Here is a 15,144-nt window from a genome sequence, read left to right as displayed (position 1 = left end):
AGTGTTTGAGGTGGAGAAAGATCAATTACTCCAACAATCAAAAATAGCGCGTGAAAAAGCGTATGTACCGTATTCAAAGTTCCCAGTAGGGGCAGCGCTTTTAGCAGAGGACGGTACAGTGTATCACGGCTGTAATATCGAAAATGCAGGCTACAGCATGACAAACTGTGCAGAGCGTACGGCATTTTTTAAAGCAGTATCAGAAGGTGTAACAAAATTTACGGCATTGGCAGTAGTAGCAGACACGGATCGCCCGTGCTCGCCGTGTGGAGCTTGCCGTCAAGTGATGGTAGAGTTTTGCTCGCCAGATATGCCAGTATTCCTAACAAATTTAAAGGGCGATGTACAAGAAACAACAGTGGGTGAGCTATTACCAGGCGCATTCACACCGGAGGACTTAGAATATGCAGCTAGAAAACAATAACGGCTTTAAATCGGGCTTTATCTCGATTATTGGTCGTCCAAACGTAGGGAAATCTACGTTTTTAAACCGTGTTATCGGACAAAAAATTGCGATTATGTCCGATAAACCACAAACAACACGAAATAAGGTGCAAGGTGTTTTAACGCAAGATGCATCACAAATGATTTTCATCGATACACCAGGCATTCACAAGCCAAAGCATAAGCTAGGTGAATTTATGCTAAAAGTGGCAAAAAATACGTTGCGTGAAGTCGACATTATTATGTTTATGGTCAATGCGGAGCAACGACTTGGCAAGGGTGACGAGTTTATTTTAGAAATGCTAGAGGGCAATAAAACACCTGTATTTTTAGTCATTAATAAAATTGACACAGTGCACCCAGATGAGCTTATCGATATTATTTCAGACTATAAGGATCGTTTCCCATTTGCAGAAATAGTACCGATTTCAGCACTTCAGGGGAATAATGTAGAAAATTTATTAGCTACTATTGAAAAATATTTACCTGAGGGGCCACAATATTACCCAGCAGATCAAGTAACGGATCATCCAGAGCGTTTTATTATTTCGGAGCTGATTCGTGAGAAGGTGTTACATTTAACTCGTGAAGAAATTCCTCACTCTATCGCTGTTGTAATTGATAGAATTAAGCGTGATGAAGAAAATGAAAATATGATTCGCGTACAAGCGACAATTATGGTTGAGCGAGATTCACAAAAGGGCATCGTGATCGGAAAGCGCGGGGCCTTACTGAAGGAAGTTGGCACACTAGCGCGTAAAGATATCGAAATGCTACTTGGCTCAAAGGTATATTTAGAGCTATGGGTAAAGGTGCAAAAGGATTGGCGAAATAAACAAACGCATCTTCGTGATTTCGGATTCCGAGACGACGAATATTAATAGGAAGCAGATGTAGCAAATGTTACATCTGCTTTTTCTTTTACAAATATTACGAATGTTATTATAAAATGTAAATAAAGGTTAGAGATTGGAGTGACCACATGAAAAATATTAGTATTAAATTTCCTGCTTTATTCATAATCATCATCACGATTATAACCCATACATACTTGACGGAAGCATCTAAAACAGCGGCGTTTTTTTCTTTAGCAATTATTTTATGTTTATATTTTATTACGCCCCTTATGAATAAAACACGGATTATTAGTTATTCGATTATATCAATTGTCCTTTTTACGTGCCCGTTTTTATCGCTAGACATCATGTATATGCTGCCATTGGTTGCCTTTATCCTTATTGAAGGAGCTTACATTCTAAACGCTAAATCATATTACATATTAGTTATCTTAAATATTGCTCTAGCTAGTTTTACTGTGGTGCTGAAGCTCATGCCATTTTACGGATTGCTTTTATTAGTAGCCCTTGCCGTGTCTTCATTGACGTTACGTTACTATATAGGAGCCTACCTCGAAAATAGAATACTATATGAGGAATTATTAGGACAGTACAGAGAGCTTAAGCGTCTATCCTTAGAGCGGGATCAACTAGCTCGTGTTGAGGAACGAACAAAAATTGCCCGTGATATGCATGATTCGGTGGGGCATAATCTAACATCCCTGCTAATGCAAGTTGAAATGCTGTCTATCAAAAACAGCTCGCCAGAATTAGAAGAGATAAAAAGCGTGGCACGAAAAAGCTTGGATGAAACAAGATATGCTGTAAGGCAGTTAAAATCGAGTGAATCCTATGGTTTACAATCTGTGCTGCAATTAATTCGAAAGCTTGAAACTGAAAGTCGATTACATATCCGATTCACAATTGAAAAAGGTGTCTTATCTCTGCCTATTTCGAATAACCAAAGCATTGTTTTGTACCGTGTTTTACAGGAATGCTTAACAAATGCAATGAAATATAGTGATTCAAAGGAAGTTGACATTACATTAGGAAAGGATTCATTACAAAATATACTTTTCATAGTAAAGAATAAATCGCTTACTCAGACCCCCTCCTATATTGGGTTTGGACTGAAAAATATGGAGGAGAGACTACAAGAGATCGGTGGGGTGCTTCGAGTAAATCGAATCGATCACCAATTTATTGTTAGAGGATCTTTTCCAATGAAGGGAGAACAATAAATGGCCTATCAAATTTTGCTTGTTGAAGATCAGTCTATTGTTCGCAATGGACTAAAAATGATTATTGAGCAGGACGAAACGCTGCAAATAGTAGCAGAGGCAAGTGATGGTGTTGAGGCATTAGAATCGCTAGAAAAATTCCATGTCGATCTGATCGTAATGGATATTCGCATGCCAGGAATGAATGGAATAGAAGCAACTAAGCGTATTCGAAGCCGTTTTCCAAAGATGAAAATACTCATCTTAACAACCTTTGATGACGAAGAGTATGCATACGAAACATTAAAGGATGGAGCCAGTGGTTTTCTAGTTAAGTCATCTGAACCTGCAAAGCTATTAGCGGGGATTCATAGTGTACTAGAAGGAGGTATGGTGATTCAGGAAGGTGTTGCTGCGAAGCTAATGCCGAAACTATTGCACAAGAGCCCCTTACAAATCCAACAAGAGCACCTACTACAGTTAACAGACAGGGAGCTGGATATTTTAAAGCTGATTGGTGAGGGAAAAACCAATAAGGAAATAGCCGCTACCTTATTTTTATCTATCGGGACAGTAAAAAATCATATTACAAGTATTCTAGGAGAGCTAGATTTAAGAGACCGAACACAATTAGCTATTTACGCCGTACGAAATGGAATCGTATAAAACATGACCTCAGTCACATCGCTTTATGACGCTAGCTAGACGTTGAACGTATTTGAAATTGATATTCTATAGAGGAAAGGGGGTAGTTTGAATGATTGAAGTGATCAATTTGACGAAAAACTTTAAAAAAGTTCGTGCTGTAGATGAAGTGAATTTTTATATAGAGCCGGGTGAAATAGTTGGGCTACTAGGACCCAATGGAGCGGGAAAATCGACAACCATTGCAATGCTGTCGACATTAATTAGTCCAACAAGTGGAGATGTGCTGCTGAAGCATCGGAGCATGTTGAAAAATCCGAGTGCGCTTAGAAAGGTGTTAGGTGTCGTCCCGCAAGATATTGCCTTATACGACGAGCTTACTGCACGAGAAAATTTGGAGTTTTTCGGGAAAATCTATAAGATTCCAACTAATGTTTTGAAAGAAAGAATCCACGAAATTTTAAAGCAAATAGGCTTAGCGAATGAACATAAAAAGCTTGTGAAGCATTATTCTGGGGGAATGAAAAGACGCCTAAATATTGGGGTAGCCTTACTTCATGAGCCAGAATATTTAATTATGGATGAACCAACTGTGGGGATCGATCCACAGTCGAGAAATCACATATTAGAGGCAGTTATGACCTTAAATAAAAAAGCATATACAGCGATTATTTATACGAGTCACTATATGGAAGAGGTCGAGGAATTATGTGATCGTATTTATATTATGGATCAAGGTAGGATTATCGCCGCTGGAACAAAGGAAGAAATTAAGGCGATCCTATCCTCAGAAAAAACAATCGTACTCAAGCTAGAGCAGCATTCAAATGAATTTGTGCAAGCACTAACGAAGCACAGCGTTTTATCAAATATTAGAGTAAAAGAATCTCATATTTCATTTAATGTAGCGAAAAATACGGATTTTATTCCGATCCTTTTACCCCTCTGTGAAGAGCATAGCGTTACGTTAAAAAGCTTTCATATTGAAGAGCCTAGTCTCGAAGATGTATTCCTACATCTAACTGGGCGCGCATTAAGGAATTAGGGGGGAGAACCGATGTTTTTTTCACTAATTCGTAAAGAAATCACATTAATCTGGCGTAGCCCTCAGGAGCTGCTAATTCTTTTAGTAATGCCGATCGCACTCATTTCCATTATTGGCTTTGCACTAGGATCTCTAATTGATGGCAGTAACGTAACGATAGAGATCGATGTAGCGGTTGTTCAGCATGAGGATGAGGAAGAGGAGTTTCAAAAGTTTCTTCAGGAAGCAAATTTAATAAGAATCGATAAGAAAACGGAGCAGGGTCTTCGTAATTCGCTACCGATATCCAATCTAACAGAGCGGTTACTTAAGGATGAAGAAATACAACAATTTATCCATGTCACGCAAATTGACCCGAGCGAGCTAGACCAAGCGCGCGAAAAAGGGGATTACGGTGCAATTATAGAAATACCGAAAGGATTTACAAAGCAATACTTGAATTCGCTGTTTGGCGAAGGGGAGAAACCGGATTTTAACGTGTATTTAAATGAAAATAAGCAGCTTACGTCGACTGTTGTCAAAAATATACTAGATGCTTATCAAACACAATTTACCATGATGACAGCACTTGCTTCAAACGGATTTATTGGGGATAGCTTTCAATTACCTACTGCCGATTTTACGTCGTCTGTCAAAACAATTAATCAGCATGAGCCAGTATCAACAAGTGCGTACTATACGTTCAGTATGAGTGTTATGTTTATTTTGTACTGGGCAAGCACAATGGCTGGGATGGCATTTTTAGAAAAACAAAGCCATATTTTTGATCGAATCCTACTAGCTAATATAAATCCAGTAGTATATTTACTATCTATTATCGTTTCCACAGTTCTACTAGCACTGGTTCAAATGCCGATTTTATTCGCTTTTGCTCATATTCTATTCGATATATCATACGATCCTTGGCCGTTGTATTTACTTGTCACATTTATGATAGCAGTTGTTGTAGGTAGTATTGCTGCATTGCTTTCTGCCATCAATTATCGATTCAATTCACCAGAAGCGTCTAATGTTTTCGGCTCATCCTTTGTCGCAATTCTAGCCTTTTTTGGGGGGAGCTTCTTTAATTTGAATAGCTTCGCTCCGATGTTAGCGAAAATTGGTAATCTGACACCGAATGGGGCCGCCCTGCAAAGCTTTTTAACACTACAGCAAGGTGGGGGTATTGCGGAAATTACCCCGCATATTTGGACTTTAGCTAGCTTAGCTATCATTATCTTTAGTACCGCCTTTCTAATGTTTCCGAAGAGAGGTGGAATCGTATGATGAATATATTAAAAACAAAATTTTTATTGTTGGCAAGAAAGCCAGGTGCCTTCATTGCAATAACACTAATTATATGTTTATTTGCTTACTTTATGGGAATTGGGCAAGAGGCAAAACAACCTGTCGCTGTTCATTCAGCATTGGATGAGACGACAACTGAAAAGATAGTAAATAAATTGGATGGGCTCGTTAATTATGAATTCACCCTGTATTCTAAAAAGGAAGCAAAGGAAAGAGTAGATTCTGGGGAAGTTGATGTAGCGCTCTTTTTGCAGGAGTCAAACTATGAGCTTCTTGTTTCTTTGGATTTTATGAATGCTACACTGCTACAAAATGAGTTAAATATCATCTATAATGAAATGCTCCAACATGAGGCGATCCTTCAATCATTCCCGGAAGAGCAAAAGGAGCAAATTACATCGATTCTTGTTAGATCGAAATCTTCTCCATCGTTTCTTATCCAGTATACCAACTTCCAAAAAGAAGACGATTTTAAATGGGATGGTAAGCTTCATAGTTTATTTGGATTTACACTATTTATGGTCATATATACGATCGCAAATGGCGTCAATCATATTGTGATGGAGCGTAGAAATGGGATTTGGAATCGATTAATTGTTTCGACGATTCACAAAGCTGAAATTTACGTGGCAAATTTAGCTTATACATTCTTATTGGGTTATTTGCAAGTCGTGCTCGTGTTTAGTATTTTTTACTTTATAGTGGATGTCGACTTTTATGGAGGATTTTTACTAAGCTTAGTAGCGGTCATTCCGTATTTACTTTGTATCGTTGCCTTGTCAATTTTTGTGGCATCCATTACGAATACGCCTGGTAAGTTTAATGCCGTAATGACGGTTATTGCTGTTCCATTTGCTATGCTTGGTGGCGCCTATTGGCCATTAGAAATTGTTACTTCAAAAGTTATACTCGCTTTATCTTATATTTCACCAATTACTTACGGCTTAGAAATATTAAAGGGTGTAACGATAAATGGTGGGGAGTTGACTCAAATATTGCAGCCACTAAGTTTACTATTGTTTTTAACTGTAATATTAATGGGGATTGGCATAAATGTACTAGAGAAAAATAAAGAATAAATTGTAAGGCTACAATCATCAAAATGTACGGCTTGCTATCTATACGATTAGATAGCAGGCTTTTTTTGATGTTTCCTTCCTGTATTAGTTTTGCAATAATTATCATAAGAATGTATCAACACCATAAGTCGGAATTGCTACTTATTCACCGCACACTGCACTCCGAGCGGTCGCTTTCTGCGTGCGAAGCACTGAGCCTCCTCGTCGCAAGGTGCTTCTGTCGCTGCCCTTTCGTCGCACAAAACATTGCTCTATAATGAAAGGCGTAGAGGTCAGCTACACTCGCCGCTCTAAGTTACGTGTGCTAAAAATTAATAAAACTTTAAATGAAACGTTTATTGATTGAAGTGGAGCCAGCGTGACTCCTTGGGGATTAGCGTCACAGATGAGACCCCGCAACGCAGTGAGGAGGCTCATCGGACGCCCCCAGGAAAGCACGGTGGCGCAACGGAAATCAACTACAAGTTATGGTTAATAGTAATAATAATGTATAAATTGTTAATAATTAGTATTATAATAATTCCAACAAGAAGAGGTGAGTAAGGTGAGTAGGAATAACAAAATTTTAATTGGACTGTTAATTTTTAGTCTAATTACAATATCGATTGTATTGTATAACATGGGAACGGAATATTATAAGGCCGATGAGCAGAGGGATAATCAACAGGAATCTATAAAGGTAAATAATAAACCACTAGAGAACCCCAATCCAGAGCCTAAAGAGGTCGTAACAAAGGAGACGATTACACTGGCGATGCTAGGTGATGTGCTACTCCATAAAAGGCTGGCTGTTTACGATGAGTTTATGAGTTCCTTTGAACCGATGAAATCCGTAATGGAATCGTATGATTATTTAATCGCTAATCAGGAATCGCCCCCTGTTGGCAATAAGTTTCCGGTTAGTGGTTATCCGCAATTTTCTAGTCCAGAATATATTATTCGTGATTTGAAAGGGTCTGGTGTTGATATGATTAACATCGCGAATAATCATATCGTTGATAAAGGAGAGTCTGGTGTTCGAACCGTTTTTGAAAATATCGAGCAATACGGGTTGCCGTATGTCGGGGCTTATCAATCGGAGGAGGACGCGCTTACGGATAGAATTATTGAGGTAAAAGGCATTTCAATCGGAATTATTAGTTATACGTACGGTACGAATGGCTTGTACTTGCCTGAAGAATCTCCGTTTATTATTAATTATATCGATGAGGCAAGGATCGTAAGTGATATTAAAGCAATGAAGGACAAAGCCGATGTTACGGTTGTTCATCTTCACTGGGGTCCTGAATTTACAACACAGGAGGCTGAATCACAGCGGCAATTAGCTCAGGCTGTAAATGAAGCAGGAGCAGATATTCTTTTTGGTACTCATCCACATGTTCTACAGCCATATAGCAAGCTTACAAATAGTGTCGGTAAGGAAACGCACGTATTTTATTCTTTAGGTAATTATTTCTCTACTACGATTACATCTACCGACTCTATGGTAGGGGGAATTGGAAGCCTTAACATTACGAAAGAAGGCGAAGAAATCCTTATCAGCAATCCAACATTACATGCTACAGCAATGCTCTTAGATGAAGATGGTAAATATAGAGTCTATCCTTTAGCAGAAGTAGAAGGGCGTGCTACGCAAAATCTACAATGGGTGAAGGATGTTTTAGGTGAAGGTATAGTCGTTCAATAAGCCCGGAATATTTACTATTCTCAAGCGAGAAGTAGGTTTCTCATGTATAATAGAACGATAGTAAAGATAGAAGGACGGGTGACTATGCTTCATAAATGGGAAGGAATTGTGCTTAAGGCACGTGCGTACGGGGAATCGAATAAAATTGTGACTTTAATGACGCGCGAGGCTGGTAAAGTGGCAGTGATGGCTAGAGGAGCGAAAAAGCCAACGAGCCGTTTAGCAGGGGTAACACAGCCTTTTATGCATGGCTCCTTTTTAGTGCAACGAACATCAGGTATGGGCACTTTACAGCAGGGCGAGCATTTTAATTCGATGCGCCATGTGCAGACCGATATACTGGCAACGGCCTATGCAAGCTATATTGTGGAGCTTGTGGATCGTTTAGTTGAAGAGGGTAATCCTGAACCATTTGCTTATGAGGTATTGCACCAGGCGTTGACTGCTATCGATGAAGGCTATGATCCAGAAGCGATTGCGCTATTTGTTGATTGGAAAATGCTCCCGTATACGGGGGTGCAGCCGATTTTACATGCTTGTGCATCGTGCGCGGCAGTGGATGGCGAATTTGCCTTTTCCTTTACACAGGGCGGCTTTCTTTGTCATCGATGCTTCCATTTAGATCCGTACATTATTCGATTATCACCGACACAGCTGAAATTGATTCGTATGTTTTATACGGTAGGGATTGACCAAGTAGGGAAGCTAGAGCTCAAGTCACAAACGAAGGGCTTTATAAAAAAAATCGTCACAACCATTTACGAGGAACAAACCGGCATTCGATTAAAATCACGCTCCTTTATTGAACAGCTAGAACGCACCCCTCAGCTAAAGCCACCAACAGCATAATTTCTTATTAAAAGTAGCTCTCTTGATTGAGCTGCTTTTTTAAATATTTCGTAAATAGAATATTTATTAAAATCATTTATATTTGAAATGACGAAGAACATGCTAGCTTGTGATTGGCAAAATTCGATTTTAATCTTGAAGTATTTAAAAGAATAGTTCTAGATAGGTAAAATATGGTATATTTATGCAAGGAAATGAAAGTGTAGGGGGGACATTGTGATTACAAGAAAAATAAGGTTCAGTCAATTATTTAGTTTAGCATTATTTATTCTTGTACTTACTGGATGCAACAGTAATGAGAAGTCAGTTATAAATCATTACTATTTGTCATTGATGGGAGAAAGTGAATCTTGGAGTTTAACTGGATATGAAGTATTGATAACATCTGATCACTTTAAAGCTGGAAATGGAACTTTAAATATGAAAAATGCAAATGAATATATTGGAGACTCTTTTCAATTTAGAACCTACGCAGTTATTAATGGTGAAGATACAATAGTACATTCTGGTTCGGTAGCTGGTGCAGAAATTGATATAGCAAAACAAACAACAGGAGCAATTGAAGGTGAATCATATTTAGATAAAAATGGAGACTTCATTACATTAAACGATGTAACTAATATTTATATGACGGTTGAATGGTGGGATGAAGGTTTGAGAAAAAGTGTGAGAGAAAGTATAGATTTATATAACAAAGAAAGCAAAGAGCAAACCTTCTTGCATGAATAGGATCGTATAAGAATAAAGGGGAAAATTATTACAAGTGAATAGACCTATCCATAATTAATGGAATGTATAAGAAGTGCGGAGTCAACCTAGGAGCAGTGTTGATTGTATCGGAGTACCGGCGATTTCTCAGAGAAAGCGTACGGACCGAAGAGAAATTCAATCTCTTTCAATAGAAGGGTGTAGTGAAAACTTCACTACACCGTATAAGCTTTTTTAATTATTCAAATTGCGAGAGCATCGGTAACACATCTTGTTTTAATGCTTCCCAAAATTGTGCTTCGAGCTTTTCATTTTGTAGGTGGTTGTTTTTTTCCTTGTATTGCTCATAGCAACGTGAAATTTTTTCTTTGTAAAATCGGAACGTATGGTTGTAATGTTCTCGATCCTGCTCACTGCTTAAGTGCATATACGCACGAATGAATGTATACAGTTGATTGGATTCACGTAGCGCGTGATCATAAGCTCTTTGATGAAATTGTCCAAGTTGAGAGGTTAATTCTGTATGCTTTCGATGATAGTCTCTGGCATTGCGAATTTCCTCTAATTTTGTATTTGCAGTATAAAGTAGATGGTGCCTTGAACTATGCTCCGGAAGCTCATGCAACAATATAGCAGTAACAATTTCCTTTATTTTTTCGTATGAATCTATCTCTTTTTTAATCTCTACCTCTTTAATTCTAAACAACATAACATCCCCTCCTGAAGTAAATAATCCCCTTAAGTTGATTATAACGGAAAGAAAGTTAATTTTGTTCATATTGTTCATAAAGTTCATCGTGATTTCTGAAAAAAGCTCATTTCGCTCTTGCGAAACAAGCTTAAAAGGGTTATACCGTGGCAATTTTTTTCTCTTGTTTTGGTTGAAGCCCAGCAACGATGATGCTATTGATCGCATTAATATAAGCTAGGGCAGACGCTTTTAGAATATCAGTATCAGCTGCCTTTGCTATATATTTTTCACCTTCATGCTCGACAGTAATTTTTACTTTTCCTAGCGCTTCCTGACCTCTTGTAACAGAGTTAATATTATATTCAACAAGCTTTACAGGAATTTGTGTGACATGGGCAATAGCTGAGTATAACGCATCAATTGGACCTGAGCCGACTGCACTTGCTTTGAATACCTCTTGGCCTTTACGCATCTTCACGCTAGCAGAAGGGAAGGAGGCGTTCGAAATAATTTGTAGGTCATCAATATCATAAAATTGATCAGAGAAGCTTTCGCCATTCGGATTATTTTTCTCTGATTTTTCGTAATAGCTTTCTACAATGACATATAAATCGTGATTATAAACTTCTTTTTTCGAGTCAGCTAGCTTTAAGAAGCCTTCAAAAATCCCTTCAAACTCATCCTCTGTGAACTCCTTAAAGCCAAGCTTTAATAGGGCGTTTTTCACCGCATGACGCCCAGAACGAGCTGTTAGCACAAGCTCCATATCCTCTAGCCCAACATCTTCCGGGTGAACAATTTCATAAGCTTCACGAGATTTTAATAAACCATCCTGGTGAATTCCAGAAGAGTGAGCGAAGGCGTTATCACCTGTAATGGCTTTGTTTACTTGAACATCTAGACCCATAAAGCTTGAAACAAGGCGAGAGGTGTTCATAATTTCCTTCGTATTAATATCTGTAAATACATTATAAACATCGCCGCGTGTTTTCATGGCCATGACGACTTCCTCGAGTGCTGCATTTCCGGCACGTTCCCCGATTCCATTAATTGTACATTCCACTTTATCGGCGCCGTTTTTAATAGCAGCTAGTGTATTGGCTGTTGCCATTCCAAGGTCGTTATGACAATGAACAGACAGCAGCACGGAGTCATCAAGGTTTTTCATACGGTAGTTTAGCTTTGCAATCATTTCGCCCCATTGCTCGGGCTCAGCGTATCCAACTGTATCTGGCACGTTGATCATTGTAGCGCCAGCCTTCATAACGGCCTCTATCGTTTTCCAAAGGTATTCAAAATCAGAGCGTGATGCATCCTCTGTAGAATATTGAACTTGTGGAAGTAGGGTTTTTGCATATTTCACAGCATCGACGCCAATTTGAAGAATTTGATCTTTAGATTTACTGAATTTTTTTTCTACATGAATATCGGATGTCCCAAGTACCATGTGAATCATCGGATTTTGCGCATGCTTTACTGCATGATAAACACTATCGATATCTGCCTTAACTGCTCGTGCTAATGCAGTAATCATAATGTCAGATGTATTGCCTACTTTTTCTGCTACGGCTTTAACAGCATTAAAATCACCTTGTGAAGAAGCAGGGAAGCCAGCCTCGATAATATCGACACCAAGCTTTTTGAGCTGCTGGGCGATCTCTACTTTTTCGTATAAATTTAATTTTGCTCCTGGCACCTGTTCGCCATCACGTAACGTTGTATCAAACACCCAAATTTTTCTACTCATTTTCCAAAACTCCTTCTCTTTTGTATTTTTTTCCTTTACATAAAAAAATCTCGCCTCCATGGAAAAATAATTCCATAGAGACGAGATTTAACTCGCGGTACCACTCTACATTGAACGCGTATTGCTACAGCGCTCCCCTTATCAACAGCTATCACTGTCTAGCCCTTTAACGGGGGCAACCGACAACCTCTACTTAAAAGTTCAAGGTGTAGCTCCTGGACGAGTTCAAAATTCGCGTCTACCGGTTTGCACCTACCACCGGCTCTCTTTAAGCACGCAGCCTTTTTACTATTTCCAATCGAGGCTTAATGTTCTCTTGAATGAAAGTGTAAACATTCTTTTTTTGAATGTCAACTATTTTTTAGAAAATTCTTTCAGTTCGAAATTATTCAGAAGTTATTTTTGCCTCTAATTCTGTGGTTCTAGGGTTTTCATCGATATACGGTTGTAGATAGTTTTCTCGTAGCTCATGTCGCATATAGCCCATAACGGCAAGAATTAATACAAAGGTAACGATGGAAAGTGTAAAGGCTTTTCGGTTATCCTTTTCACTCGCAATGTATAAGGCTGCACAAAGAATAAGGGTCAGTAAGATCGATAGTAACAGTAGGGAGGTAAGCAGTAAATCCTCGCCCAAATATAGCATTCGAATATCCTTCTCGAATGAGAATAATAAAATAAAGCCGAATACGATTTGCATTAATGTTATCCAAAAACAAGCTTTTAAGCCGAATTTTTTTAGTGAATGCTCCTGTGCTGCTATAGCTTGCTTACGATTCTTAAATGAAAAATACACGAATAAATAAAATCCACCAGAAGCTAAGCTGGCTAATATAAAATGGAAGTATCGTTGCCAAATTTGTGGATAGTGAAAGAGGCTATGGAAAAAGCCTTGTGCATCTCCCCAGCGATCTGGATAAAGCATGGATACAACATTCACAATAAATATAAGTGGCACAAATAATAGAATGGCACTTCCGAGTATACCAATTGAAAGATGCAGCGCCTTTTTATGCTGCCAGCGCTCCCAGGTGAATTTATATAGGTATAGTAATAAGAATGCTATTATCAAAAGAACTATTACACTTAACCATGCTTTTCCAATTATTATCGTTGATGCGTAAAAATATTGCGTATAAATAACGCTAATAATTAATAGCGGACCAACACCGAGTACGACAGCGATACTTTTATGAACCGATGCATGCAGAGAAGATATTCTCGCCATTTCATCATAATGCTTGTTTTTCTTGACTATTCCAAGTACTTCTAATAGTACAGCACTAGAGGATAGCGAAATAGTAAAGTTAACAAATAAAATATGCAAAATAAATGTAACAATAATTAATACTTCTAATAGACCAATACTGGCTGGTATAGGTAAAGCGATGTCGTTTGTAATGAAGGCTAGAACAAAATTATTCATTCGTAACTACCTCATTATCATTTGACGTTACTTCGATTAAATATTGGGCAAGTGCATCTAGCTCTTCTTCTGTACCCATAAAAGGTGGCATTTCTGGTCGAGCCAAGTGCATTGAAGGAATGAATGTCTTTAAATCCTCCTTAGCCCAACCGACTAAACGATCGGACATCGCTCTATTTGAACGCCATCCATCGACTGTATGGCAAACGATACATTGCCCAACAAAAACATCTCGGCCAGCTTCAGCAGGTGTTGTATAGTCATCGACATTATCATACTTCGCCCAAGTGGCATTTGCTAAATAGCCTTCCTCATTAATCTCATCCTCACGTTCCGATAGCATTCCATTAGCATACATATAGTCATAAATTATATAAGGTTTACGTACATATTCGCGGACTACCTCGAATTCACCGATAAAGCAAATGGTAGTAATACATACGCTAGCTGACAAAATCCATGGTAGCTTTTTAGGCTTAATCGTAATCCAAAATAAAAAGATAACGAGTAAAATAAATGCGATGCCGTTCATTACGTTGAAGAGGGTAATGCTCATACCTGTAGATTTTACAATCATATCAGTTGCTTGCTCTGGTATGCTCTTTAAATACCATAAGCCAGTGATCAATGTTCCAGGTAAACTAATAGCCCCCCAAAATGCAAAAACATTTAACATCTCGGACCGTAGCTCTGTATCCTTTACCCGCCATCGAATAAAGAATGACAAAATTGTAATGGCAAGAATGACAGCTAAAAACATTCGGAAGCCTAGAGAAGGTAAATATGTAGGGTTAATAAATGCATCCCAAAATGATTTTGTTGCGATCCAATCACCAGGTGTTAGCTTTGCAGCGAGTACCCCGGTAATAATGGCCATTGTAAGCCATGAAAAAATTGCGAGCGAAATACCTAAATTAATATGCTTTTTGCGCTGAGAGATCGTTTTGCATTTATCCCATGTATAGAAATAAATAACAAGAAGAACCACTTCAGTAATAAACACCATCCATTCTGCTACCCATGCCCAGAAGAAAATGCGTAACAGGGACCCTATTGAATCCGGCTGTAGCACGGTAGTTGAAAACCAAATACCAACCCCTGTCATTGCTCCGGCGGTTGTAGTGATAATTAAAACCCATTTCGCCATATTTTTTGCTAATAGATTTAATTTTTCGTTGTTCTTTTTCATTGCCCGGTACTCTGCAGATACTGTTAATACGGTCATACCAATCGCTACACCGTGGCTAATAATAACGTGAATAATCGCAATTACGGCAATTACAGTTCCGTTTCCAAACCATGAAAAATCGATCGACGGAAAATTCATTGTATATCCTCCTTTTGTTAGAATGCCTACATCATAAAGGAAAATATTGAGGGAAATTTGAAGAAAGGTTGAGAGGGAGGTGAAATTTAAGGAGTTCACTAATTTGTCCTTTAGATTTCACGCTTTTTTGACAAATAAGAATCCCGGTGAAAA

14 protein-coding genes and 1 other annotated feature are annotated in these 15,144 nt (G+C 38.4%); of the genes, 10 read left to right on the top strand and 4 right to left on the bottom strand.

All coding sequences use genetic code 11. From position 1 onward, the window contains the following. Window positions 1-10: 10 nt before the first annotated feature. The 10 genes from V4T18_RS04405 to V4T18_RS04360 all read left to right on the top strand — a co-directional run bounded on the left by V4T18_RS04405 (window position 11) and on the right by V4T18_RS04360 (window position 9,821). Window positions 11-424, top strand: a complete 414-nt coding sequence (locus V4T18_RS04405) for a cytidine deaminase (RefSeq protein WP_332646928.1) — start codon at window positions 11-13, stop codon at window positions 422-424. Continuing rightward, window positions 405-1,325 carry a GTPase Era gene (gene era / locus V4T18_RS04400; RefSeq protein ID WP_332646926.1) on the top strand — a complete coding sequence of 307 codons (921 nt, stop codon included), beginning with the start codon at window positions 405-407 and terminating at the stop codon, window positions 1,323-1,325. Before V4T18_RS04405 ends, era begins: the two co-directional genes overlap by 20 nt. A 101-nt stretch (window positions 1,326-1,426) precedes the next feature. Continuing rightward, on the top strand, window positions 1,427-2,521 hold the full coding sequence (locus V4T18_RS04395; protein ID WP_332646924.1) for a sensor histidine kinase: 1,095 nt from the start codon (window positions 1,427-1,429) through the stop codon (window positions 2,519-2,521). Continuing rightward, window positions 2,522-3,166 (top strand): response regulator transcription factor, encoded by a 645-nt coding sequence (locus V4T18_RS04390; RefSeq protein ID WP_332646922.1) that lies wholly within the window; start codon window positions 2,522-2,524, stop codon window positions 3,164-3,166. Between the two features lie 91 nt (window positions 3,167-3,257). Continuing rightward, window positions 3,258-4,190, top strand: a complete 933-nt coding sequence (locus V4T18_RS04385) for an ABC transporter ATP-binding protein (protein ID WP_332646920.1) — start codon at window positions 3,258-3,260, stop codon at window positions 4,188-4,190. Window positions 4,191-4,202: 12 nt separating this feature from the next. Next, window positions 4,203-5,456, top strand: a complete 1,254-nt coding sequence (locus tag V4T18_RS04380) for an ABC transporter permease (RefSeq protein ID WP_332646919.1) — start codon at window positions 4,203-4,205, stop codon at window positions 5,454-5,456. After that, on the top strand, window positions 5,453-6,556 hold the full coding sequence (locus V4T18_RS04375) for an ABC transporter permease (protein ID WP_332646917.1): 1,104 nt from the start codon (window positions 5,453-5,455) through the stop codon (window positions 6,554-6,556). Before V4T18_RS04380 ends, V4T18_RS04375 begins: the two co-directional genes overlap by 4 nt. A 544-nt stretch (window positions 6,557-7,100) precedes the next feature. Continuing rightward, on the top strand, window positions 7,101-8,243 hold the full coding sequence (locus tag V4T18_RS04370; RefSeq protein WP_332646916.1) for a CapA family protein: 1,143 nt from the start codon (window positions 7,101-7,103) through the stop codon (window positions 8,241-8,243). 84 nt (window positions 8,244-8,327) lie between these two features. Beyond that, window positions 8,328-9,092, top strand: coding sequence for a DNA repair protein RecO (gene recO, locus V4T18_RS04365; RefSeq protein WP_332646914.1), 765 nt, complete (start codon window positions 8,328-8,330; stop codon window positions 9,090-9,092). A gap of 216 nt (window positions 9,093-9,308) precedes the next feature. Next, complete coding sequence (locus tag V4T18_RS04360) at window positions 9,309-9,821, top strand: hypothetical protein (RefSeq protein WP_332646912.1); 513 nt, start codon at window positions 9,309-9,311, stop codon at window positions 9,819-9,821. Window positions 9,822-10,038: 217 nt separating this feature from the next. Here V4T18_RS04360 and V4T18_RS04355 read toward each other — a convergent pair whose 3' ends face one another. The 4 genes from V4T18_RS04355 to V4T18_RS04340 all read right to left on the bottom strand — a co-directional run bounded on the left by V4T18_RS04355 (window position 10,039) and on the right by V4T18_RS04340 (window position 14,991). Continuing rightward, entirely contained in the window at window positions 10,039-10,509 is a 471-nt protein-coding gene (locus V4T18_RS04355; protein WP_332646910.1) for a hypothetical protein, read from the bottom strand. Window positions 10,510-10,648: 139 nt separating this feature from the next. Continuing rightward, window positions 10,649-12,238, bottom strand: a complete 1,590-nt coding sequence (locus tag V4T18_RS04350) for a 2-isopropylmalate synthase (protein ID WP_332646909.1) — start codon at window positions 12,236-12,238, stop codon at window positions 10,649-10,651. A gap of 73 nt (window positions 12,239-12,311) precedes the next feature. After that, window positions 12,312-12,549 (bottom strand) — a binding site (T-box leader). A gap of 74 nt (window positions 12,550-12,623) precedes the next feature. Next, entirely contained in the window at window positions 12,624-13,664 is a 1,041-nt protein-coding gene (locus V4T18_RS04345; protein WP_332646907.1) for a cytochrome ubiquinol oxidase subunit I, read from the bottom strand. After that, window positions 13,657-14,991 (bottom strand): c-type cytochrome, encoded by a 1,335-nt coding sequence (locus V4T18_RS04340; protein ID WP_332646905.1) that lies wholly within the window; start codon window positions 14,989-14,991, stop codon window positions 13,657-13,659. Before V4T18_RS04340 ends, V4T18_RS04345 begins: the two co-directional genes overlap by 8 nt. Between the last annotated feature and the right edge of the window lie 153 nt (window positions 14,992-15,144).

This window comes from Lysinibacillus sp. 54212 (genome assembly GCF_036662795.1).
In the GTDB taxonomy this organism is placed as follows: Bacteria; Bacillota; Bacilli; order Bacillales_A; family Planococcaceae; genus Lysinibacillus_B.
This window is presented reverse-complemented; position numbering and strand designations above follow the sequence as displayed.

Coding starts and splice junctions, on each gene's coding strand:
- era (WP_332646926.1), top strand. CDS start 405: ATGCAGCTAGAAAACAATAACGGCTTTAAATCGGGCTTTATCTCGATT.
- V4T18_RS04395 (WP_332646924.1), top strand. CDS start 1,427: ATGAAAAATATTAGTATTAAATTTCCTGCTTTATTCATAATCATCATC.
- V4T18_RS04390 (WP_332646922.1), top strand. CDS start 2,522: ATGGCCTATCAAATTTTGCTTGTTGAAGATCAGTCTATTGTTCGCAAT.
- V4T18_RS04385 (WP_332646920.1), top strand. CDS start 3,258: ATGATTGAAGTGATCAATTTGACGAAAAACTTTAAAAAAGTTCGTGCT.
- V4T18_RS04380 (WP_332646919.1), top strand. CDS start 4,203: ATGTTTTTTTCACTAATTCGTAAAGAAATCACATTAATCTGGCGTAGC.
- V4T18_RS04375 (WP_332646917.1), top strand. CDS start 5,453: ATGATGAATATATTAAAAACAAAATTTTTATTGTTGGCAAGAAAGCCA.
- recO (WP_332646914.1), top strand. CDS start 8,328: ATGCTTCATAAATGGGAAGGAATTGTGCTTAAGGCACGTGCGTACGGG.
- V4T18_RS04355 (WP_332646910.1), bottom strand. CDS start 10,509: ATGTTGTTTAGAATTAAAGAGGTAGAGATTAAAAAAGAGATAGATTCA.
- V4T18_RS04350 (WP_332646909.1), bottom strand. CDS start 12,238: ATGAGTAGAAAAATTTGGGTGTTTGATACAACGTTACGTGATGGCGAA.
- V4T18_RS04345 (WP_332646907.1), bottom strand. CDS start 13,664: ATGAATAATTTTGTTCTAGCCTTCATTACAAACGACATCGCTTTACCT.
- V4T18_RS04340 (WP_332646905.1), bottom strand. CDS start 14,991: ATGAATTTTCCGTCGATCGATTTTTCATGGTTTGGAAACGGAACTGTA.